At 46.1% G+C, this 21307-nt stretch carries 33 protein-coding genes; 3 read left to right on the top strand and 30 right to left on the bottom strand.

From position 1 onward, the window contains the following. Positions 1 to 18: 18 nt before the first annotated feature. The 7 genes from D1970_RS00140 to terL all read right to left on the bottom strand — a co-directional run bounded on the left by D1970_RS00140 (position 19) and on the right by terL (position 7883). A complete protein-coding gene (locus D1970_RS00140) occupies positions 19 to 1107 on the bottom strand; it encodes an SU10 major capsid protein (RefSeq protein WP_119110860.1) in 1089 nt (362 codons plus the stop codon). Between the two features lie 72 nt (positions 1108 to 1179). Continuing rightward, positions 1180 to 1887 (bottom strand): phage scaffolding protein, encoded by a 708-nt coding sequence (locus D1970_RS00145; RefSeq protein WP_119110861.1) that lies wholly within the window; start codon positions 1885 to 1887, stop codon positions 1180 to 1182. A gap of 109 nt (positions 1888 to 1996) precedes the next feature. Beyond that, a complete protein-coding gene (locus D1970_RS00150) occupies positions 1997 to 2872 on the bottom strand; it encodes a phage minor capsid protein (protein WP_119110862.1) in 876 nt (291 codons plus the stop codon). After that, entirely contained in the window at positions 2872 to 4416 is a 1545-nt protein-coding gene (locus D1970_RS00155; RefSeq protein WP_310648604.1) for a phage portal protein, read from the bottom strand. The genes D1970_RS00150 and D1970_RS00155 overlap by 1 nt, the downstream gene beginning before the upstream one ends. Beyond that, on the bottom strand, positions 4413 to 5348 hold the full coding sequence (locus D1970_RS00160; RefSeq protein ID WP_119110863.1) for a DNA-methyltransferase: 936 nt from the start codon (positions 5346 to 5348) through the stop codon (positions 4413 to 4415). Before D1970_RS00160 ends, D1970_RS00155 begins: the two co-directional genes overlap by 4 nt. Further along, positions 5345 to 6115, bottom strand: coding sequence for a hypothetical protein (locus D1970_RS00165; RefSeq protein WP_119110864.1), 771 nt, complete (start codon positions 6113 to 6115; stop codon positions 5345 to 5347). The genes D1970_RS00160 and D1970_RS00165 overlap by 4 nt, the downstream gene beginning before the upstream one ends. A 118-nt stretch (positions 6116 to 6233) precedes the next feature. Continuing rightward, positions 6234 to 7883, bottom strand: coding sequence for a phage terminase large subunit (gene terL / locus D1970_RS00170; protein ID WP_246370114.1), 1650 nt, complete (start codon positions 7881 to 7883; stop codon positions 6234 to 6236). A gap of 372 nt (positions 7884 to 8255) precedes the next feature. Here terL and D1970_RS00175 point away from each other — a divergent pair, with 372 nt between their 5' ends. Together D1970_RS00175 and D1970_RS00180 are read left to right on the top strand one after the other, a co-directional pair. After that, positions 8256 to 8447: a hypothetical protein gene (locus D1970_RS00175; RefSeq protein WP_119110865.1), complete on the top strand. Its 192-nt coding sequence runs from the start codon at positions 8256 to 8258 to the stop codon at positions 8445 to 8447. Further along, on the top strand, positions 8444 to 8968 hold the full coding sequence (locus D1970_RS00180) for a tyrosine-type recombinase/integrase (protein WP_259339524.1): 525 nt from the start codon (positions 8444 to 8446) through the stop codon (positions 8966 to 8968). The genes D1970_RS00175 and D1970_RS00180 overlap by 4 nt, the downstream gene beginning before the upstream one ends. Before the next feature lie 54 nt (positions 8969 to 9022). Here the strand turns inward: D1970_RS00180 and D1970_RS00185 are convergent, their stop codons facing one another. From D1970_RS00185 to D1970_RS00235, 12 genes are all read right to left on the bottom strand, one after another. Then, on the bottom strand, positions 9023 to 9205 hold the full coding sequence (locus D1970_RS00185) for a hypothetical protein (RefSeq protein ID WP_119110866.1): 183 nt from the start codon (positions 9203 to 9205) through the stop codon (positions 9023 to 9025). 442 nt (positions 9206 to 9647) lie between these two features. Continuing rightward, a complete protein-coding gene (locus D1970_RS00190; protein ID WP_119110867.1) occupies positions 9648 to 10037 on the bottom strand; it encodes a phBC6A51 family helix-turn-helix protein in 390 nt (129 codons plus the stop codon). Positions 10038 to 10442: 405 nt separating this feature from the next. Next, positions 10443 to 11306: a hypothetical protein gene (locus tag D1970_RS00195; RefSeq protein ID WP_119110868.1), complete on the bottom strand. Its 864-nt coding sequence runs from the start codon at positions 11304 to 11306 to the stop codon at positions 10443 to 10445. Then, positions 11299 to 11550 carry a hypothetical protein gene (locus tag D1970_RS00200; protein WP_119110869.1) on the bottom strand — a complete coding sequence of 84 codons (252 nt, stop codon included), beginning with the start codon at positions 11548 to 11550 and terminating at the stop codon, positions 11299 to 11301. Before D1970_RS00200 ends, D1970_RS00195 begins: the two co-directional genes overlap by 8 nt. An 80-nt stretch (positions 11551 to 11630) precedes the next feature. Further along, entirely contained in the window at positions 11631 to 11915 is a 285-nt protein-coding gene (locus tag D1970_RS00205) for a hypothetical protein (protein WP_119110870.1), read from the bottom strand. Between the two features lie 237 nt (positions 11916 to 12152). After that, positions 12153 to 12302 carry a hypothetical protein gene (locus D1970_RS22085; protein ID WP_181213306.1) on the bottom strand — a complete coding sequence of 50 codons (150 nt, stop codon included), beginning with the start codon at positions 12300 to 12302 and terminating at the stop codon, positions 12153 to 12155. A gap of 36 nt (positions 12303 to 12338) precedes the next feature. Further along, entirely contained in the window at positions 12339 to 12551 is a 213-nt protein-coding gene (locus tag D1970_RS00210) for a hypothetical protein (protein ID WP_119110871.1), read from the bottom strand. A 256-nt stretch (positions 12552 to 12807) separates the two neighbouring features. Further along, positions 12808 to 13290 carry a hypothetical protein gene (locus D1970_RS00215; protein WP_119110872.1) on the bottom strand — a complete coding sequence of 161 codons (483 nt, stop codon included), beginning with the start codon at positions 13288 to 13290 and terminating at the stop codon, positions 12808 to 12810. Continuing rightward, on the bottom strand, positions 13290 to 13493 hold the full coding sequence (locus D1970_RS00220) for a hypothetical protein (protein WP_119110873.1): 204 nt from the start codon (positions 13491 to 13493) through the stop codon (positions 13290 to 13292). Before D1970_RS00220 ends, D1970_RS00215 begins: the two co-directional genes overlap by 1 nt. After that, a complete protein-coding gene (locus D1970_RS00225; protein ID WP_119110874.1) occupies positions 13493 to 13759 on the bottom strand; it encodes a hypothetical protein in 267 nt (88 codons plus the stop codon). The genes D1970_RS00220 and D1970_RS00225 overlap by 1 nt, the downstream gene beginning before the upstream one ends. Further along, positions 13756 to 14133: a sigma factor-like helix-turn-helix DNA-binding protein gene (locus D1970_RS00230; protein ID WP_246370115.1), complete on the bottom strand. Its 378-nt coding sequence runs from the start codon at positions 14131 to 14133 to the stop codon at positions 13756 to 13758. The genes D1970_RS00225 and D1970_RS00230 overlap by 4 nt, the downstream gene beginning before the upstream one ends. A 20-nt stretch (positions 14134 to 14153) precedes the next feature. Further along, a complete protein-coding gene (locus D1970_RS00235; RefSeq protein ID WP_119110876.1) occupies positions 14154 to 15158 on the bottom strand; it encodes a DNA-methyltransferase in 1005 nt (334 codons plus the stop codon). A 95-nt stretch (positions 15159 to 15253) separates the two neighbouring features. Here D1970_RS00235 and D1970_RS00240 point away from each other — a divergent pair, with 95 nt between their 5' ends. Continuing rightward, on the top strand, positions 15254 to 15661 hold the full coding sequence (locus D1970_RS00240) for a hypothetical protein (protein ID WP_119110877.1): 408 nt from the start codon (positions 15254 to 15256) through the stop codon (positions 15659 to 15661). Between the two features lie 20 nt (positions 15662 to 15681). Here D1970_RS00240 and D1970_RS00245 read toward each other — a convergent pair whose 3' ends face one another. From D1970_RS00245 to D1970_RS00290, 11 genes are all read right to left on the bottom strand, one after another. Beyond that, positions 15682 to 15975 (bottom strand): hypothetical protein, encoded by a 294-nt coding sequence (locus D1970_RS00245; RefSeq protein WP_119110878.1) that lies wholly within the window; start codon positions 15973 to 15975, stop codon positions 15682 to 15684. A 14-nt stretch (positions 15976 to 15989) separates the two neighbouring features. Then, the gene (locus D1970_RS00250) at positions 15990 to 16499 is read right to left on the bottom strand and encodes a hypothetical protein (RefSeq protein WP_119110879.1); all 510 of its coding nucleotides are present in this window, start codon (positions 16497 to 16499) and stop codon (positions 15990 to 15992) included. Further along, positions 16500 to 17081, bottom strand: a complete 582-nt coding sequence (locus D1970_RS00255; protein ID WP_119110880.1) for a deoxynucleotide monophosphate kinase family protein — start codon at positions 17079 to 17081, stop codon at positions 16500 to 16502. Then, positions 17078 to 17848 carry a hypothetical protein gene (locus tag D1970_RS00260; RefSeq protein WP_119110881.1) on the bottom strand — a complete coding sequence of 257 codons (771 nt, stop codon included), beginning with the start codon at positions 17846 to 17848 and terminating at the stop codon, positions 17078 to 17080. The genes D1970_RS00255 and D1970_RS00260 overlap by 4 nt, the downstream gene beginning before the upstream one ends. Then, positions 17845 to 18156, bottom strand: coding sequence for an ImmA/IrrE family metallo-endopeptidase (locus tag D1970_RS00265; protein ID WP_119110882.1), 312 nt, complete (start codon positions 18154 to 18156; stop codon positions 17845 to 17847). The genes D1970_RS00260 and D1970_RS00265 overlap by 4 nt, the downstream gene beginning before the upstream one ends. An 11-nt stretch (positions 18157 to 18167) precedes the next feature. Further along, a complete protein-coding gene (locus D1970_RS23310) occupies positions 18168 to 18554 on the bottom strand; it encodes a 3D domain-containing protein (protein WP_119110883.1) in 387 nt (128 codons plus the stop codon). Between the two features lie 130 nt (positions 18555 to 18684). Continuing rightward, on the bottom strand, positions 18685 to 19497 hold the full coding sequence (gene thyX, locus D1970_RS00275) for an FAD-dependent thymidylate synthase (RefSeq protein ID WP_246370116.1): 813 nt from the start codon (positions 19495 to 19497) through the stop codon (positions 18685 to 18687). A gap of 128 nt (positions 19498 to 19625) precedes the next feature. Next, positions 19626 to 19988 (bottom strand): dUTPase, encoded by a 363-nt coding sequence (locus tag D1970_RS00280; protein ID WP_246370117.1) that lies wholly within the window; start codon positions 19986 to 19988, stop codon positions 19626 to 19628. A 31-nt stretch (positions 19989 to 20019) separates the two neighbouring features. After that, on the bottom strand, positions 20020 to 20241 hold the full coding sequence (locus D1970_RS00285) for a hypothetical protein (protein WP_119110885.1): 222 nt from the start codon (positions 20239 to 20241) through the stop codon (positions 20020 to 20022). A gap of 100 nt (positions 20242 to 20341) precedes the next feature. After that, a complete protein-coding gene (locus tag D1970_RS22090) occupies positions 20342 to 20500 on the bottom strand; it encodes a hypothetical protein (RefSeq protein WP_181213307.1) in 159 nt (52 codons plus the stop codon). Positions 20501 to 20523: 23 nt separating this feature from the next. Next, complete coding sequence (locus D1970_RS00290) at positions 20524 to 21240, bottom strand: PhoH family protein (protein WP_119110886.1); 717 nt, start codon at positions 21238 to 21240, stop codon at positions 20524 to 20526. Positions 21241 to 21307: the final 67 nt, after the last annotated feature.

Raw genomic sequence — 21307 nt, forward strand, 5'->3', positions numbered from 1 at the left:
GCGAGCCGTTAGTTTGAATTAGTTAAGTCCTTTAAGACGTCCATGAGCTTTTTCTTGTTGGAATTCAAGCGTGTACTCGCCAACAAGCATACCGACTGTGTAATCGCCTTTTTCACCCATGTATTTGTGAAAGAATTCGCGACCAACTAATGGACGAATAGCCATACGGTTAGCATCAACGAAAAGTAACTCGTCAGCAGCCAGGTTGTTGTTCAACGCAATTTCAAATTGACCGAAGTCATTTACAAGCGTATCAACTACTTCACCACGAGAATTTTCAGAACGGCTGATTTGTACTTTGTTTGTATCAAGCGCAGACAATTTACGTTTTTGTTTCGCGCCTACGATTACTTTGTAGTTTCCGCCAGTAGCGAATCCGCCAGCTTCGTAGATTGATTGACCAAGGTTCGTGATAGCGTCAAGTGAAATCGCGCCAGCAACGTTAGTGACATTAGTTTGAATGAACTGACGAACACCTTTCATTTGGCGGATTTGACCGTTTTCATATTGAACGCCGTTGATAAGCGCTTTTTCTAATTGCAACGCAAGCTCAACTTGTTTCTTTTGTTTTTCGTACTCGTAAAGATCGCCAATTCCGTACTGTTGAACGGCTTGTGCAGTACCGGAGATTTCAACAGAGTCGTCAAAAATTTGCGTTTTGTTAGACTTAGCAACACGTGCTTTGTATCGAGCTCCACGTACGTCTGATCCTTCTGCACCTTCTACGAATTGTACTTCGATTTTAGCAGCGTCAGCGATTGCAGCGGCAGTAGTTCCAGCATAACCGCGCGTAACAGTTAATGTTTTAGTTCCCGTGGTAATAGCAGTAACTAACAGTAATTCTTCGCCGATTTTAACAACGTGGCCTACGCGGAATGGCTCTACGTCTGCAACTACAACAGCAGTATCGGATACAAGCTTAGCGCCTGCTACAGTAGATTCGTCAGCATACATTTCATCTTCGAACCATTGGTGAGTAGTTTGCGTAACTGGTGCAGCGAATCCTAACATGTTAAGTAGTGGGGTTTGGTGTTGGTTAAGCAATAGAATCTCATCTACTACCGATTGTTTTTTGCCGATTAAACTCGCATCATAAATTTTAGCCATTTTATAATTTCCTCCTGAGTGTTTGTTTTTTTGTACTAAAAAAGACGCGTCAATTTTTTGACAGCGTCCATACTACTTGTTCAGTTCGGCCTTCAGAGTTGCGTAGGCCATCTTATCCTCAATACGTCCGCTCTTACGTGCTTTTTCCGCAGCATCGTGTAGCAACTGCTCGGCTGTCTTGTCGGTGCGCTCTGGAGTTCCGTTCGTCGGCTCTCCGATAGCTGTCGGTTGTTTCTTCGCAAGCAAAAACGGTTTATTGTCAACGAGCGCCTTAATCGCGTCATCCATTCCGACTACTTTTCCGTCCTCGTCGATTGTCACGGCCGATAAATCTGCGAGGCTGAATGCGTCATCGATATAGGCGACTTGATTGCTCGTAGCAACCTTAATAAATTCCGTGCGGATTTTTTCCGCTTTCATACTTTCGCGAGTGGCCTCGAGTTCAGCCGATAGTGCCGATTTTTCTGCCTCGAATTTTTTCGCGATTTCTGCTAAGCGTTCTTTTTCGCTAAGTTCGGCAAGGCGTTTTTCTTCGAGTTGCTTTTCATACTCGCTCGCCTTCGTTTTGATTTCGTCGTAGTCCGCATACTTGTCGAGTTTCTTTTTCTCGCGTGCAATACGGTCAGCTACAATTTTATCTAGTTCTTCTTGCGTAAATGTTTTCGGTGCTGGTGTTGGTTCCTTAGGCGCGGCCGGTGGTTCTGTTGGTTCTACTGGCTCCGTTGGATCTTCACCTGCGAAGTGTTGTAAGTCTAAACGTAATAATTTGCGTTGTTCCATTTTCGTACCTCCGCGTTTAAGGTCATACGTGGACCATAGATTTTTTCAGCCGAAAGTTTAACGCCGTTTCGTAAGGCATAAAAAAGACGCCGACTATAAAAGCCAAGCGCTAGTTAACGTTATTAAGTTTCTTTAAATCGTCTGGTAATCGGTCGGGCCTACGCACAGGTGATACTACATGGGCACATCGGGGATGAAATATCTCGTTCCTCGGTAGATTTCCGATGTAAGGATAATTGCCTGGCGCATCAGGCGTCAGCTTCACGATTTTGCCTTCCCAATTTCGGCAAGCATCCTTCGCGCCGTGCCTCGAAATCACTCCGTATTGAACATCGCGTCCTACCGCCTCGTTAATCGTCGATTCCTTGTGCGCCTCCATCATCTTAGTCCGCACTAACATATCCGTATACTTTGCCAACTTCCAACGGCCCCCGCTCGCATCGATTATCGACGTGTCCGCCGCATCTCCGAGTTGCTTTCGTATTCTTTTCGTCAAATCTCGGCGTAGTGTAGCCGTACCACTCACACCTTGCGCCATATGAGCACGCATCATTTCCGACGTTGCTGTACGGACTGCCGCTCGCGTTCGGCGTTCTACGTTTTGAGTCACCGCGAGTAAATCCGCTTGCGTGTCGGCAATGGCTGCCTTGACAAGTTCCTTGTTCATACGATTAAACTTGACGATATTAGTCGCTTCCTGCAGTGTCGACGCAAGCCCTAGCGCATAGATTGCGTCAGCCGAACCTTGCGTGACAGCTTTCGTTAGCGCTTCGCCAGTCCACTCCGCCGTGAATCCGTTTAGCTCTTTCAACGTTGCCGCTATGTGTGCCTGTACCGCCAGTATTGAGGCACGTTCGAAATCCGAAAGCATTAGCGAATTAAGTTGCGCTTGGATATTCGTCAATGCACGCTCGTAGGCGCTGACTAGCTTTCGCACATCGTAGTCGTAATTGGGGCGAGGTGGCTCGCGAAATTCATTGGCCATTACGCACCAATCCCTTTGTCCACGTTAAATATCGAAGCATCGACCGTGCCAATCGCCGCCTTTTCATCTTTCTCAATACGTCGCGTGATTTCCGTGGCCTTGTCGTCGTCTACTTCGTCAAGCGACTTGATAGCTGACTGTACGTCTAGCGTAGGTTTTCCTCCAGTACGAAGTTGCGCTATTTCCGCTTCTTCTTTGAGATTCTTCGGAAGGCCATCTTTCCAAATAACCGTAGGATATACGTCTTCTCCGGAATATTCTCCGAACTCCTTATCGAATAAGTAGCACGTCCATAGTGCATCTCTAATCGCTTTATCATAGTGATTGCGGATTCTTTTCACCTTGCTCAATATCGGCAAGAATCGCGCTTTAATCGAACCACTATCCGTATGGCTCGTTCCTGTCCCGCCGGAGTTGCCGCCACTTACTGTTGTTCCGAATAGCCATTGCGGCGTTTCGCTCATTTGGAAAATATACGAAAGCAAGAAGTCCATTTCCTTGAATACGGAATCAAGCTGACCGTTCCACGTAACTGCCCCAGGCGTTGCGTCTTCTTTCGTAATAGGTATATATTTACCGCCGAAACTAGTGCTATTCGCCATCGGTCCCTCAATATCTGGGCCGTAAAAAGTCGGATCAGCGTGCTTCTGCAGAATATAAGATAGCGCCGTTACGCAATCCTCTAACGCGTGCAATGCGCTCGCGATGGTTTCGATAAATCCTCCGCCTTGCCAATCGTCATCTACCGACGTGTACGGAATATGGAATACCGGAATATGAGGAAGCCCTGTCGCCACGACATCGGTTTTGCGGCCTGTCGCTACCTTTTCGCCAATCGTGTATAGCGTAATAGGAACGCCAAACTGATTGTTGACTCCGACTTCCGGGAGCTGGTGTAAACGATAGCGTTCATAAATAATAAATCCTGGCACATGTCGCTCAACGTTCAAGAACGGAATCTCTGTTTTACGGGTCTCGACCCATTCGATTGTAGCGATATTTACCGCCTTAAATTGCTTAACGTTACCGTCCGCTGTTTCCGGAAAAACTGTCTCAGCGTTTACATGTTCGATAATCGGCTCCATCGAAATGTCTGCGATATACTGAGCGAATGCTTCCGGCGATAATACGCTTTGAACCTCCGATAAGTCTTGGCGTCTACCATAGCGAACTTTAATAAAAGAATCGCCGCGATATCCGTTAGCCGTTGTACTTTCGTAAATAATCGTATTTAAATCGTTCTCCTCTACGTACTTATTTAGCGCCTTTTGTTCCGGCGAATCGTCTGGCTTGCCTGCTTCGTAAATCGGACGGTCACCAACGAGCATGTCGGCCGGTTTCATTACCAGGATTCTAGCGAGATTTATCGCGATATATAGTCGGTCTAGTTGTACTTGTTGTGGCGTTCCGTCAAGTAATGCGCGAACTCGATCGTAAACTTCCCACTGCTTTCCGTCATAATACTTTTTCATTCGCTTGTATTTTGCGATACGTTCGATGTCTGCTTCCGGCGGAAACTGACCGCCTTCGTAAAATATCGTCACATTAGCGCCTCCTTTCTCGCTTCTTGTATGCGTTTATTTGCTATGTCGACGTAATCTGATTCGCGTTCGATTCCGATAAAATTACGACAGGTATTAATCGCCGCGACCACTGTACTTCCGCTACCTGCCGTTAAATCTACTACCGTGTCGCCCTCATTGCTGAACGTTTTTATTAAATCTTCGAGCAGTAGTACAGGTTTTTGCGTCGGATGGTATCCGTCGTAATCCTTTTTATATCTTAGGATGTTACTCTTATACTTTCCGCCTTCCCAAAGATTGAACACACTGTCGAATCGCTTATCTATTTCTCGTAACTCGGTGTATGTTTTAAATCCGTCCATTTTGTTGATATTGAACACGTTAATTAACTCGTCGTAAGTCCTTTCGGTACATAGACCGTACTGCGTGCTTGTGACGTAAAAGGTGTGCTCCGCTCTGCGATGACCTAGCGTATCGTTTATCTGTTTTAACGTCAGCCCAATATACTCCAACACGTGCGTAAAGTATGATCTTAAGGGATGTACTCCTTCTATGTCATGCGTTTTACTAAATACGAGTATGTCCTCGTAGTAACTGACAGGCGCTTTTTTAGCGATTAAACTATTAGCGAAGTGATCTTTCTCCCACACCATACGGTATGAAAACGGTACATTAGGAGTGGCTTCGTTTATAAGCCTACTAGTGTAAGGTTCTTGGCTGAATAAGACCATTTTTCCGTTCTTGCGTAGAATACGGTTAGCTATTGCGTAAACGTCTTTCGGGTCAATCGCAAAATCCCAGGAAGTTTTATTTCCTCCCCAACCGTCAAGCATTGCGCCGTTCATCGTACCGTAGGGTAAGTCCGTTAGTATTAAGTCAACGCTACCGCTTTCTATACGCTTACTCACTTCGAGGCAGTCGCCTTGCGTTACTTTATTTAGAAGTTCCGTCAAACTACCGCCTCCTTTTCGTTATAGTTTCGTATAAATTCCTCAAAGTCTGACTCTGTGGCGTGTACTCCGTATTGCTTATGAAACTCCTTATGCAGCGATCGCCCTATCGGATAGCCTTTAATATTTTCGTGTTTTTGCTTTATTAATTCGAATAAAGATGCGATTTCTTCGACGGTGTAGTCCGAAACTTTCTTATGCTTCAGTAGACCAAGTTCCGCTATAGATTCGTCACGTATTTCGTTAAACGCCTTCGTATGATGCACGTCTAAATTTTTATGACGCATGCCGGTAACTACACACGTAAACCTCGTACTTTGTAAACACTCCATACGCCATTCAAATGTCGCAGTACGTAAGTGTTCATTTAGGCTCGTTACTCCGCCCTTCCATAACGGGTGCTCGTCTAAGGGTTTCGCCCACTTATTGACGCGCTCTTGCTTAGTGAACTCAGGAGCCCCGCAATGTTTGCGTATTGGTATGGCGTGTTTATGCAATTGCTTCGCTATGTGTTTACTACTACAGCCGACTTCCTCCGCTATATCGCGTGTGCTACGTTTTTTATCTACGTACTCTATGCGTAACCATTCAGAATCTACGTTATAACTTGGTTGCTGTCTTCGCGTAATACCTTCCTCTTTTAATCGCGTAAGTATCGTTTTCTTGGCTACGTCGTAATGTTTTCCGATAGCCTCTGCGGTCATACCGGAATTGTATTTCTCTGCTATTTCCTTCGCAGGTAAATCTATTCGGTTGTGCGCTTTTCGCATAAAACCACTCCTCGTTGTGATTTCTCGGCATTAAAAAAGACCGAAAGCGCACCGAGATATGCGCTTATCAGAACGGCTCATGACTTCCGTTCCTATTCGGTCAGTAAAAATTATTAAGTTATAACCATGACGGCTTATCTTGTAATTGTCGTTTCGCTCTCTTTATTGAGCTTATCGAAATTTCGAGGCTGTCAATGGCGTCATCGTGTTCGCCTTGCCCGTAGCGCTCAAACTGTTCGAGCATAATGCGATGCTTACGGCAGAACCGAATCTTTTTCGACTCTATGTCTGGCATCATTGACTCAATACGCAATTCTTTCCGTGATCTTTGGTAAACCTTCTTTACGCGATTGTGTGCCGGATAGCCTGCGAACTGTAACGCTTCTTTCAATTTATCTACGAAGAACTCCTGCGCAGCCACGCTTTCCGCGCCAATTACGTCAGGTTGCCATTTAATCGTTAATTTCGTTATAGCCTTCATAAACTCATCCGGGTGAATACGCTCCGCATACGAATCCGCTACGTAAATTGCGCCACTTTCCTTATGCTTCGCAACTACGGTTACTGCTGAGTAATCTCCACGTTCTTTTCCGAGGGCGAAATCGACGCCCATTGAAATCGTGTATTGATTATGCGGAAATTGTTTGTCCGGTTCATTGTCGTCCCAATACGTAAAGGTTTCCGGATTAAATACCATGTTTTCTTCGTCTATCGGATTATTCTGATACTCCGTGTTAAAGGCTTTGCTTCCGTTGTCCCATCGCCAAGTCATTAGCTTCCAAATAGACTGAAACTCCGACCATAATACCTTTACGCCGTTATTCATTTCGTCGAAATTCTCTTTATAGAAAGCCTCGGCGTCGATACGTCTGTTAGGATTCTCGCGTTCGATATATATTTCGCGACACTGTTCCCATAAGTCACCGCGTTCAGGCGGATTTATTATCGCCCTATATACGCGCGTTTCGAAGTCAGACCGCTTATATAAGATGTTCATTAATAAGCTGTCATAGTGAACAGTAGTGCCCATTATCACGAAGGCTGTCTTCTCGCCCTTTGGGTCACCGAGAGGCATTACGACAGAACTGAACCAATCACGTAGTTTAGTTCGTTGCTCCGGAGTAGCCGCATTAGTCTTTGCGTCCTCTAAGTCATCACACGTAATTAAATCCGGACGAGAACCATTCCAATTTCGTCCACGAAGCGCTTGACCTGTCGAGGCTGCTTCAATCTTCGTTAATTGTCGTTTTTGCTCTCCGCGTGGTTCCCATGTTATGAACTCCGCACTATTATCTTTCGGATTTTCTTGTTGCTTTATCGAAAGTAACGGGCCAAAGTCGGCGCGTAGCTTCTCGTTGAACTTTAACTGCGTCGCCAACCACTCTAAGTTCGGTCCTGATACGGAAGGAGTTTCCGAAATAATGATAATGTATTTACGTTTGCGGTAAACTGTTTCGTGTAACGGGAACGCCTTAGTTAAATACGTCGACTTACCATGCGACCTCGCTACGGCTACTGCAGTCTTAGCGTTTGGCTTCGTCGTCGATACTTCGTTCATTATTTCGCAAATTTCCTTATGGAACTCCGCCGCATCTTCGCGATTGGTTACGTCAAACCCTTCCCAGTTACCTGCGTTGCCGGGATTCTTGGCCTCCGAAAAATATTCGATGGAAAATTCGAGCAGGTCGCGCTCGCAACGGTGAATCCGTTCAAGCCTCGCCAATTCCTTACAAGCCGCCAGGTAGTCCGCCATTGTATCAGCATCCATTTCGCCTACGTCCGGATACTTTGCGTCAAGCGCCTCTTTATATTCTCGGTAGGTGGCGATTATATCAGCACGTTCTGCTGACTCGACCCACCTGTTACCGAACCATGCGATAATAATCGCCTCCTTTTCGTTTTATTTGCGCCAGAAATCGACGCTATGTAAAACGATTAACCACATCGTTTGTGATTTGCCCCATTTGCTCGGTTATTAACCGGCTCAATTCCAGGTCAAAACTGCGAATCTTCCCCGTAACACTGCGCTCAGTTGCGCTGGACGCTGTGGTCCATAAATATCGTTAGATTACGTTTGACTTTCGTTTATGTATCGTTTATTATGAATGTAACAAAACATTTGAAGGAGTTGTATTCGAAAATGATTAACGAAACGTTAGAATTCTATAAAAGTAAGTTGAGCCGAAAAGAAGCGCTACTTTCAAAATTACAAGCTAAAGAAAATAACCTAGATTACGAAATGGCTCCGAATGAAACAATCCAATTGCACGTACTGCAAGCCGAAGTGAGAATGCTTAAAGAATTCGTAGAGGACTTAGGCGATTTAGCGTGAACGAAGTCCAACCGATTAAATCAATCCGCGACATTAGCCGTATGAAAAAGGCGATGCACGGGCGCGACCTCCTACTATTTACGCTAGGCATTAATACGGCGCTAAGGATTAGCGACTTGCTTACGTTAACTGCCACCGATGTTGCTGGCGATTATATTACGCTACATGAAGGCAAGACCGGCAAGTCTAAGCGTATTAAGATTAACGCCGTTGCTCGCAAAGCTATTAACGAGTTAGCGCCGGCTGATGGGCCGTTGTTCCCTTCGCGAAAAGGTGGCAAGGCGATTAGTCGTGTGCAGGCTTACCGTTTGTTGAACGCAGCCGCCAATCGTGCTGGCGTTAATATTGAAATCGGCTGCCATTCGCTGAGGAAGACAGCCGGCTTTCATACATATAAGAAGACCGGCGACATTGCGCAGGTCATGCGTATGTTAAACCACGCGACCGAGCGCGACACCTTGAAATATATCGGGATCACACAAGGGACAATCGATGAGACTTACGAAACACTTTGCTTGTAAAAATACGAAGAGCCTCCGCTTAATTGACGGAGGTTTTTTCGTATGGCGTGCGCTTTAACCTCGAGTAAACGCCCAGAATACGTATAGCACCAAAGGCCATCCGACAACTACTGGGATACTTTCGCGAATACTGTTCAATCTATACGCCGGATCAACGTAAATGAAATTTAACGTAGATGTTACGATGATTCCTACCGTAAAATAGACGAGACTGACGATAAGTACGGCCGTTAGCATACGTTTTCCTCCTTCCGTTAAAGCCAAAGCGAAAATTTTGTACGCCGATTTGTCGTTGGTTAGAAAACGCACATCTGACGGTAGCCCTTTGGGGGGTTTCCGCCAATGTATGGCGCATTCATAACGTTGTATAACATAAGTAACTCGAACGCATTGTGTTACATTAAGAATCGCTTTACACCAACGTTAACGGCGCTCAATGAACGCTGCTAAGTTTATGCATCGTAAGAACAGCGATACAACAACGTTCAGCATGCCGTATGAATCCGCCTCGACTGCATACAATCGTGCATATTCTAGCGCAGGCTCAAAGCGTTCCGGGCGTGTGTCCGCCAGGAGCCTCGTGCAGGTAATCCGAGACCCTTACGCTACCGAAGTCCGACATAGACGCCACACCTACCGCACGCTATTCCGTGTTCCTTCTACTATATGTCCGCACTATCTACGTATCGGACCGCTCACCGCCACGTATCCGTTCAATCTCCGCCCTCATGCTGTCGATATCTGCCGCATCCCCCTTGCTAGCTACCTCGACCTTCTCCGTCAACATGCCGTGCAGCTGTACGACTGTGCGGAAAGCCGCCGCATTGCCTGTCTCGATAATGTTATCGATCATAGAATCGAACATGTCCGGCAGCCTGTCGGTCGTATTGCGCACCACTGCGTTCTTGATAGCGTCGTTAAATTCGTCCAGCTTCTTCCACTCGAATAGTGTCGACTTAGCAACGCCTACCTCTTTCGCCACTTCCTCATACGTCATGCCTGCGCGTTTAGGCTGCGATAATATCGTAATAGCCGCCCATTGTTTTTCGTTGAGTATACGTTTTGCCATCGTTATCGCCTCCGTTTGATTAGTCGGACTCGGTGTCCGCTATTGTCCGATTATCTCTTCGTACTATATACCGCGAAACAGCGTAAATGTTGACGAATATATGTACGCAGTGATTAGCGAGAAGTCTTACGACTTCAAGACCTTGTAGTCCGGCCCAAAAAGCGAGCCGTCCTACCATATTGTCATATCCTTTAACGTCGGTATTTAAAAGAATAAATAATCATGGCGCCGAATGACTGTTCTTTAGGAATGAAGGCGCAGGGTAGTGTATTTATATATATATAATATATATAATCCCGAGCCAAAAACGGCTGTATCCCTTGCGGCTGTAGGCTCGAAGCCACTTTTCGGATGTCCGAATGAAAACACACTTTTAGGCGAAAGTGTCCGAATGAAAACACACTTTTATTGGAGTCCGAATATCCCTCGCGTTGTTGCGTCGTAATCATCACGGTCAGCCCTGCGGAATATCGACGGATTCAACATATAAAACGTGCCGTCAGTCGCCGTCGTCACTTTCGCAAATACCGACTTCCCGTCGTAAATCATTCTCGTTGTTGCCCTTGATATAACTTGCGGGGTCACTCCGATTGCTTCAGCCAGTGACTTACGGTTGTGCTTTACGACTGCCCTCGCGTCCTTTTCGTTAGGGTTTTCGCAAAGGATATTCGAGTCAACGTGAATATACGGAATCAGCCGGTAAAGCAGCCCGACATCGTGAGCGCTGACATCTTTATACATTTCGCGTAGTTGCGTAATATAGGTGCGGACCACTCGCTCGCCTTCCGTTCTGCCTCGGAAATGAAAGCCTTTCTCGACGTAGTAGCCGTCGTCTTTCTTTTTAATGATTCCGTGGTTTAAGCAAGCGTCCAGGAAGTCTGTAAAGGTCGAGCGCTTGGATTTCGGAAGGTTGAGCGCCTTTTGCATTTCGGCAGGCGTTAATGGCGTTGAGTCCTTTTCGGATCGTACAAGGAGTCCGTTCCAATTGACGTGACTAGTTAATACGAGCAGATACCCGCATTGAGCCGGTGTAAGTGCGTTGGCAACGTAGTGCATGCGTTCGATTACGCTGAAGAAGAACGACTCCTTGCGCCCTTCCCCTTTTTGCTTCATTATTCGCTTAACTGTTTCGCGTTGCTCTACTGATTGAATAAAGAAAGGCTTGCCGGTTTCATCACGTCCATAATTGCCGTTGGTGCGCGTAATTGATCCTCGCGGCGCTCCGCTTACTAGTTTGGATAGGCTTTCGTTTAGTTGGCGCTTATTCATTTTCGTCACACTCCTCGTCGAAAACAAATACCAGCCTACCCTCCATAACAGCGCGGAATATATCGATAATTAATGCTTTTATATCCTTTCGAGACACACCCCAGTTTTTCCGCGGACTATACGTTTTACAAAACTCGATTGATATCCTCCCAGCAACCTTGTCGATGTTATCGTTGTTAACTGATTTGAAGTTTACCCTAACGGCCACATAATCCATAATTAAATTAGCAATCTCTTTATTCACTCCAACGTCTCCTTTTCGTTTAAAATTAAAAAGCCCGCCGAAGCGAGCGTGGTTGTTTCGTAATTTGTTCGAAGTGCGAATTACCCTTCTGCATTGTCATAATCTAAAGTCGACCTATAAACCGTAATTATTTCTCCTTCAAAGCCTGTTTTTAGGGCATAATTTTTGCTTGACCAACATTCTTCGTTTTCACCGTTGTACACAATATCCATAACAACAGGAGGAAATAATGGCACTCTATATCCTCTTGTTTCCTTAACATATTTTTCAGCTTGTTCAGAGAAGTCATTTTCATCTTTAAAGTTATGAATATCACTTAGTACAATTTCTCCATCCCAATCTTCCATAAAACCGTGTACTGTCATTTTTAATTCTCCTTTCTTGAATATGACTTTTCCAACGTTTGCAATTGCACATTTCCACATAAGTGTGTATTACTTAATAATTCTTGATAGCTTTCTAATAGTCCATTCTGCGATTTTAAAAATTCCCATCCTACCTAATACAATATTTAAGTGTCTTTTTAATCTTTTCACCTGAAAATAAAGAGTATCATGCATTTCAAACCGCCCTTTCCTTCGTAATTTGTTCTAACTGGTGTACTATTCTATTTCATCTGAAAGAGTAGGGAATCCATAATTCAAAAAATAATCATCAAAGTCGTATTCCTTTTCGTCACCGCATTTGGTGCATTCTGCAATTACAATTGAAGAATTATAACAACAAACTTCGTAATGATGTTCACACTTCATTGTTTGTTCCTCCTTTTATTGCGCTTTAGAATCGGACTAAGACATACTGATTGGTTTGGAATCAACTTTTCTATCTTTCAGCCATCTCTTAGGTTTTTCTTTGTAGACAGGTTCTCTGTTTTCTGCAATTGCTACCATCAATTCCATACCGTTATATATTCCGAACATGTACTCGTCATAATTCCAATTGCCACTATAACCTTGAATTTTTAATGATTCTTTCATTGCTTCAATTTGATTTTTATTCATTTTTCTTTCTCCTTTTTAATGCAGATTTTTTGTCAGTTATTCAGCAAGCGCCGAAGCGCCCGCGAAATCGTTTCTTCTTAAGACATAGATACGAAACGTGCCAAAAGTTGACGTCTCTTCATCCTACAGTCCGTACTAGTTCCGAAAAGTTGACGTTTTGCCCCCTCTTAACGTATACACAACTGAGGCGCCCATTGTTGATGCCACTCTTAACGTAAGAACACAAAACAGCGTAAAAGTTGATGTCCATTCTCTATTAAGCGCGGCTGTCGCCTAATTTGTAGACAACAACCGGCTGTACTTTCGTAAACTCTACGTACCTATGTTTCCGTTCCTTATTACGAATTCGGGACTTCTTATCTACGAATCTATTTTCATAATCAGTTCGTTTTCTCCGCGTCGGCACGCCGTGCTTTTGGCCATCCGCAGCATTTCCGTCCATACCAGTCGTTGATTTAACCTCACGATTATCACGGCGATCAAACTGGCGCTCGCTCAAAAACGGATATTCAGTCTGCGATATTTTGTGCTCGTTAGTGTCCGTCAACTCCTCATGCAAACACAAATCAGCCAACCGCTCCAACGCCGTGCTGTCCGGCATTTCGCCAGCCTTTGCGAAGTAATCCTCGACCAGCGCCTCGATTTTAACTATGCGAACCTCTCGCGGCATTTCACCGCGCTTGGTCGCTTGTTGTAATTCCGTTATTGCTTCGTGTAGTTTCGTTTTATAGTCCGCCATTACTCCGCCTCCAATGCTTTCTCGTAACAGCTGCACTTATCCGCTAATTTATGCCAATCGCGCACATCTTTTACGAAGACATATCCGCCAATATCTATCCCGATTTTACCGTCGGCCGTTACGTGAATACTCGGCGCATAATAATCGTCTTTAGTTTCACGCCAAATTTCACGGTCAGTATTTACGTAAGCTTGTTCGCCCATTATTCCGCCTCTTTCCTGTTGTAATATTCCGCCACCTTTAACGTATATTTGAATAATCCTTGGCGATAATTACCGTCTACAAATTTAATCACGCCTGTATTTACGAGCGCTTCAGCCGAGCGAACCCGCACATAATTGATGATTACTCCGTTTTTATCACCAATCCATGCGCGATATCCGGGACCCTCATTCGTCCAAAGATAAACGCCGTCCTCTCTTAATGCGGAAACTATTTGCGACTGATATTTCGATAATCCCTTAATCATTCCGATTCCCCTTTCGTCGATAAAATCGTATATCCTTCGTCATGCCTTGACCAATACCAATAAACCTCCGATATTGCTTCGATTGCCCTGTCGAGTAAATGATTAACGGCGTCCTTCGCCAGTCCGCCCATCGCCTCGCCCGCCTTAGCCTGCGTTAGGTCATCCACGTAGACTAGCGTGAGTGCCTGACGCTGCCGGTCCGTTAAGCCTGCCTGATCTATTGCCGTAGCCATGTCGGTTAATAGAACAACCGCGTCATAGTCGCCTTGATACTGCCTACCTATCAAAGCGTGGTACTCCGAAAGTAATAGTTTGACACCCGCTGTACTGTCGAGTGCATAACGTTCGGCTAGGCGTCGTTCGCCTATGTGCATATCCCGTTTTACTGCGCCCATCAGTTCGCCTCCAGTTCGTTGTCAAGGCGTTTGTTTGTGATTTCTACGTATTCCGGCTCGCGTTCAAACCCGATAAAGTTACGTCCTGTTCGGGCGGAGGCTACCGCTGTGGTTCCGCTGCCCATGAAGCAATCAAGTACTACGTCACCTGGATTTGACGAATGGAGTATAATATTTTCTATAAGATCCAAAGGCTTAGGTGTGCAGTGCCCGAGTTTAGGCGCCACCTCATAATCCCATACGTCGTGATGTGTTTTTTGGTGGTTATAGGTGTAACGTTCACTCTCGTATTGCTGACGCATCCCTTCGTAGATACCCGTCAATTCTGCGTACGACACTGCTACAAATGAATTATCGCGCGGAAGCTCCAACAATGATTCATATGTTTCTTGTGTAGGTAAATCCCACTGGCTCGAACTACAACGGAAGCAATGGTCTGCTCGTTGACCAACATTTTCCATCAGAGCCTTTTTCGTAATCCCTAACGCAGCTAGAAATTCTCTGAAGTAACTTCGAAGACTCTCAAATTTATTTACATCGTGTGTAACGTCTGTAAGTTCTTTCTGAAATGTATAGAATAAGCAGTACTCTGTCAGTGGTCGGTAACTTCGACTGGACTCTGTTTTAATTACGTTGTCAAAGTAGTATTTGCGAGGGCTTCCGTTGTAACGCTTATTCCATAGGATGAAATTTTTATATACGAAAGAAGTCTCGTCGTCAATTGCGTCCATTAATTTACGAACCTGCACCATATCATTATGGAAGAAGTAGAACGACCCATTTGGCTTTAGTACACGCTCACACTCTTTAAATACCGTACTCATAAAATCGACGTACCCTTCGACTGACTTCCATTTGTCCCACCGCGAGTCCTTCCCGATATTATAGGGCGGATCAATCACGATTAAATTGACGCTATCGTCCGGAATCAGTCGCATTCCTTCGATACAATCGCGCTGATAAATTCGATTTAATTCCAATTCGCCAAGTAATTTCTTTTCCATTCTTCCGCCTCCATTTCGCTTTTCTTCGCCTTGCCTTGATAATTTCGTTAAACCTTCGTATACTATAGGAAAAGAACCCGAAGGAGCTATCCGCCATGCCTAAAAAAGAACCGAAGGGCTTCGCCTGGATTTCGTACGAAACCGAAGCCGACCAGCCGTACATCACCGTAGATTCTCAGCAGCGCCTGTACCTTTCCTCTGGCGTGTGCAAATTGCTCGGCGCCGACTGCCCGATGCGTCTGTACGTCGGATACGACCACGCCAACATGCGCTTGATTGTCGCCCGTCCGGATATAGTACGTGCTGTTGATACGAAACCATTCCGATTTGACAAACGACGCTATGGTAACGCCAAGCCGTTTATTAGGACGTTGGGCCTCAACCGCAATGAACTTCCGTTACGATTTACGTATGCTGGCAAGGACTTTTCGGACGCTAACCTACCGGAAGGGAGTTTTGCGTTTAGCCTAGCCGGATTTAAGGGCGCCGATGACTTAACGTAAAAGGACTGCGGGATAATTGCCTACTTTATCCCGTCGTTTTCCTCCGTTTTCCCTATTAATTCAATGTCGTAAATACTTTCGAGTATTCCGGTAGTATCGTTGTACTCCGCTTTCATGCGGTACTTCCCTGGTTCCCTCGGAAATCGAACTTCGTATTCAATATCACAAAGCCACGAGCCAACCATTTCGAAATTTACGAGCTCCTTTCCGCTCTGAGCGTGTTTAAACGAACTCACGTAACTCTCCGGCTCTATGTCAAATCCTTCGTTTACGACCACTTCCAAAATTATGTCGGTTATATCGAAACTACTCAATCACTCCGCCTCCTCTACTCTAAATCGACGTTGTAATCCGTCGTAATTGTATTATTCGGTACGTGGAATTCATACGTGTTCGATCCGTTGTAATCTCCGTACATAAATCGCATGAATGCTGAATCAAACTTATTTTCGTAAACTACTACGTATGGATTGTCGATTGACTCTTCTTTTAATGCTGAATTGTCAACTTCAGCCTTCGCGATTTTCTTGAAGCCATCATTACTTTCCGTGACGTAGTAATAGTACTGCTCTTCGTCTACACTGCCATAACCTAGTGAGAATTGTCCTTGCACCTCGCTGTTGTCTTTTATTGCGTAGATTTCCACCTCAATCGGATTAGCCGGAGTTGTTGAAGCCACAAAGGCGGGTATGATTCCGATTGCTAACGAACCTGCCCCGATACATAGCCCTAAAACCACCGACAATAACCATTCGACGAAATCATCCGCACCGGCCGTCATTCCCAATAAGGTTGTCGCAACGATAGCCGCTAATATTCCAAAAAGTAATAAACCCATTCACTCCGCCTCCTTAATTTTCGCAATAACTTCGTCAACCTGCGTATATAAATCGTCCAATGTACCGTCATTAATAATCTCGTACTCTGCGTCGAAGGTATCAACGTAGCTCTCCGTCTCGTGCGTCAAGTCTTCCAGCGAAAAGGCATCTCCAGCCTGTTGCGCTCGGGCAATCCGCAACGCTGACGGAGCCTTGATGCGGATGATTGTGAAGCCCTCGGCGCGCAACCTTTCGTATTCCAATGGCGTGCGTAAGTCCGTAATCACTACGTTAGCGCCTCGCTCGTCAACTTCGCTGTGCCACCATATGTGGGCGTCGACTTGGCGCATGCAGGCGTTAATCCAAATGTGGCGGGCGCCTGGAATGTCGAGATTGCGCAACCCTTCGCCGAATACCTGACAGGCTCGGCGAGGCTTTGGCGATTTGGGCACGTCGCGATATATTTCGTGCAGAAGACGCTTCATTTCGTCAGCGAAGGCGAATCGGGCAAATCCGTAGCGTTCGACGAGATGGTCGGCGATGGTGTCCTTGCCGGATCGAGCAGCGCCAGCGAGGGCGATTTTACGTATCGGATACTTCATCGCCCCCAACCTCCGTCAAGTATTTTTGCGAGCACTTCCGAAGTAGGTATTCCGCTGTACTTAGCGTCTATTTTAGTAGTTCCGTCGATCCGAGACGTTAATGTTAATTCGTTAATTTTCGGCTGTGTCCTTTCGTCGAGCAGTCGAATATCCTCTTCGTTAGACTTGGCGAGGTGTTTTACGGTTTCAATCTCGACGCCCTGCCTTTCGACATTGCCTTGCGTGTCGCGTAGTTGCGACTCTAAGTCGTGTACTCTCGCGGCTAGGTTCGCCAGGATGTCGTGTATGTCCGGAGTTGGTTCGGCGGGCTCGGAGTTGACCGGAATGAGTACATAATAGCCGCCAGAACGACGTCCGCCTCTATCGAAAAATATATGACCGTCCTGAGCAGTCCTCTTGACTGTACGAACACCGTCTACATACGACGCCCCATGACCGTATACGAGCACCTTCTCGCCCACCTCGGCTTTGCGATCGACTAGTCGGTAGCGTACTAATCCCTTTAAGTCTCCGACAGTAATCCATACATGGACGATGTCGGTCGGTTCTAACGTGAGATATTCTCCGTGAGTTAATGGGTGCCCACCAAGTGTCACACCGCTCCCGTCATCGCAGACACGCGTAATTTCAGCGATATTACCTCGATTCCCCATCCAGCGACTAGTTTGAACAGCGTAATCACCAACTTTCGCCTTACGATACACCTCGATATACTCCCGCAAAACTCCGCCAAGCGACTCGTCAGCAATCAAATGTGTTTTAGTCATTCCGATTCCTCCATTTCGAGTAGTTTATCGAATGTGGCTAAATTGTCGCCGATTACTTGCGTCACCACATTACCGAGCCTACGTACTAACTCTTCGTCTTGATCGTCGTAGCCCGCTTCAAAAAGACATGCGTGTAATAATTCGTGTATAATAACGTTTGTTTTTCGCGTTGCTCCCAGCGATGGCTCAATCTCGATACGGCAGTCGCTATACGTTACTTGTCCATATAGATCGTATTTACGCATAAGACCGTCAATCTCGACAACGTTGTAAACATTTGAGCCTACCGTGAACTTTAATTCGCTCATCTTTTCGCCTCCTAATTTTCGATTATCCGCGCCCTGACCGTCCGTCTGCCGAACTCCCTCGCGTCTGCCACGTCCTCAAAGTAAATATCGAGTCTGCCGTCGGTTATTGCTCCTCCGCGATCATCGCACGTCCTAACGCCGAGCCCTTCGATTTCCATGCGAGTATCTAGCGCAATGGATTTCGGACAGGCAATCGTATGATTCTCTCGGACGTGCCTTCCGCTGGCTGTGATTCCGTAGTCTGCGTCGCCGGGCGATTTGCCGGTTGATTCGGGGCCTGCGGTGTAAGCCGTGGCATCGAACGTTAGCCACTGATTACTACCCACATTTCTATCGCTACGAGTATTAGCGCGTAGATGAGCATCCCTTGCTTCTCGTCTTTTCTCACGTTTAGCCACCTCCGCCTTAACCCTCCGTTCGTACTCCGATTCCCCAACTTTGATAACGTAGGGCTCCGGAGACTTTGCGGCTTCTAATTCCGATAATAGTAAATAATGCGCTAGTACCCACGTTGCGATTACGATAGAATCACGCTCCTTCGAAGAATTGGTCGACCCATGGCTCTACGGCTACGACTTGCTTGCGTAGTTCCTCCGCTAGAGAACATATTTCGCCTTGTGCACCGCGACCCTCACGCCTCTTTGCATAGAAGTCGAGCAGGGCGCGAAGGTTGGCCGTCATGACTAAATTAGTTGCCGCTGCGTTCGGTAGGACTGCGCGAGCATCTTCGGCTGGTACGCCTAATTCACGCAACTTATCGTATACCGATTGAATTTCTTGCATAAATAATTCGAAATATTCTTCCGCGGTATACTTGTGTTTTGTATTGGCGTTTAATTCTAATTCAACCGTTTTAGCGCTATTCTTTATCGTCTCTGGTACGGCATAATCAAATCCGCCACTACGATCGTCGCTTCCAAAACGGACATATCGTTGACTCTGTACGCTAAAGCTAAAACCTACACGATGCCGTGTGAGTTGCGCTAACAATGCGCGAGATACGCTTTCAATCGCAAAGGTGAACGAGATATGCTCCAACGTACTCGTATGTTTGGACGCCACTATTTGACGGAACAGGCGGTCGGCTTCCGTGCCTTCCTTGCCATCGGTCGCTCGTGCTCCGAAATACTTGACGCCTTCCTTTACGACGATTTCCGAAGGATTTCCCGGAGAATAGCACGTGCGGATTGCGGAGAGTGCGACCGCTTGGCCGTCAGTTGCGCCCGTGTTGTCTAACTTATTTCCTTCGTAACTGTGTCCGTATATATCGAAGCTGTCGTAAAACTTCTCGCTTAGTTGCGTATGTGCCAGTAGTACGACGTTCATTTTAGTTTCCACCATTATAAAAACTCCTTTACGAATCTAGTAATTTATGGTACATTATCAGTGGAGGTGGTTTTATGTTGCAAACGTTTTTGGGCAACTAGTGTCTAGGAAACTCTGTAGACATGAACAGCAAACCCCTCTTTTTATTTTGCCGAATATCCTTCTTTAACGCTTGTGCCGTCTTGCCTGGCGTGATTTTCTGCGTTCTTCTCCATATACAAACGGTGAATATCGTCAGCCTCTAAGCCCACCACGCGTGACATCGAAAGTAGAAAATGCCACAAATCGATTACCTCACCCTGCAAAGCGTCCTTATCGATCTCCCTCGGATTCTTCCACCACTTCCAGTTAACCTCACGCCGTATCTCGTCGATTTCCGATTCCATTGCGATAGTCAGTCCGACTACCCATTCGTCGGTCGTTTTGTCGATTCCGCGTTCCTCACTAATTCGTGAATCTAATTGCGTCTGCATTTCATACATTTGCGTTAATTTATCGTTATTCAATTCCGGCTCCTCCTTCGTCATCCCTACGAACCTATTCCTCTATTTCTTCATCGTCTTCTGTGTCATGTTCGCTACTGCCTGATACGAATCCGATTGCATGCGATTCCGCGAACTGATCGCCGTGCGGATTGACCATCAGTTGCAAATCGAGGTCGCCATCGCCAATGTCCGTGAGGAATGCCTTGACTTTTACGCCCATTCCGACTAACTCGTCGATTGTGTTAACGTTTATTCCGACCGTGTATTTACGCATTGATAGCGCCCCTTTCTAGTACGATGGCGGCTACATGTTTCTTAAGCATGGCGTGTGCCTCCTTTTAGTTGCGCGGTTGGATCGAAGTGCGTCATAACTACTATTTTTTATCAAGGGGACTTCCTGCTCGTCTGTACACCGAATGGTAAACATTTTCCCAAAGATAAGAGGATGCCATGCCCATCATGCCAATCAAATACAGCACAACCCACAAAGGGATTAGTGTTATCAGCAAAGTCGTCCAAAACCATTTTTTCAAGAAATTCACTCCTTCGTATTTTTCTACTGATTGCCTCGCGCTTCCAACGCCTCAAACTCCGGCGCCATCTCGTGATTACGTAAAATCGACTCCACTACGTCAACCACCGGATGCCTTTGCGTTTCCGTTAAGTTAACGTGATCAAAGTATTCCGTAGCCCCTTGTTCGTATAATCCGTTGAGCAACTGGTATAGCCCGTTCGTCTTCGTGCTCCTCAATCGCGGACTATCAATCTGCGAAAAGTTGCCCATGAATACGAATTTGGCGTTCAAGCCTGGGCGGGTTGCGATTGCTGCCATCGTGTGGACGTCGAGGTTTTGGAATTCATCGCCAAGGAAAAACGTATGATTGAGCGAGCGCCCGCGGATCGTCTGGATTGAGTCGAAGAATATCTTGCGCTTATCTTCGTCACCCTCCGAAAAATACTTCTTGATTTCGCCAGGCTTATCGGTCATCACTTCGAGATTGTCCATAAATGGCGCGATGAACGGGAACGTCTTTTCGTTTAGGTCGCCGGGCAGTGCGCCGACATCCATGCCGACCTGCGTTTGAAGTCGCGTGTATATGAGCTTTCGCTTGCTGCGTTTCTCAATGACGTGTTCCAGGCCGACTGCCTGCGCGATGAGCGTTTTGCCGCTGCCCGCCGGCCCGGTTAAAAACGTAAATGGCTTATCGTTGCTGAGCGCGGTCATTGCCGCCTTTTGCGCTGAATTACGTGAGCTGATTCCGAAATACCCCATCCGTATAGCCTCCTCTATGCGATTGACGCCATTATTTGCGTCCTCACTAGATATTAGTCGTGGACGC

Origin of the sequence: Mesobacillus zeae, from assembly GCF_003570705.1 — a bacterium.
GTDB classification, from domain to species: Bacteria; Bacillota; Bacilli; order Bacillales; family Cytobacillaceae; genus Mesobacillus_C; species Mesobacillus_C zeae.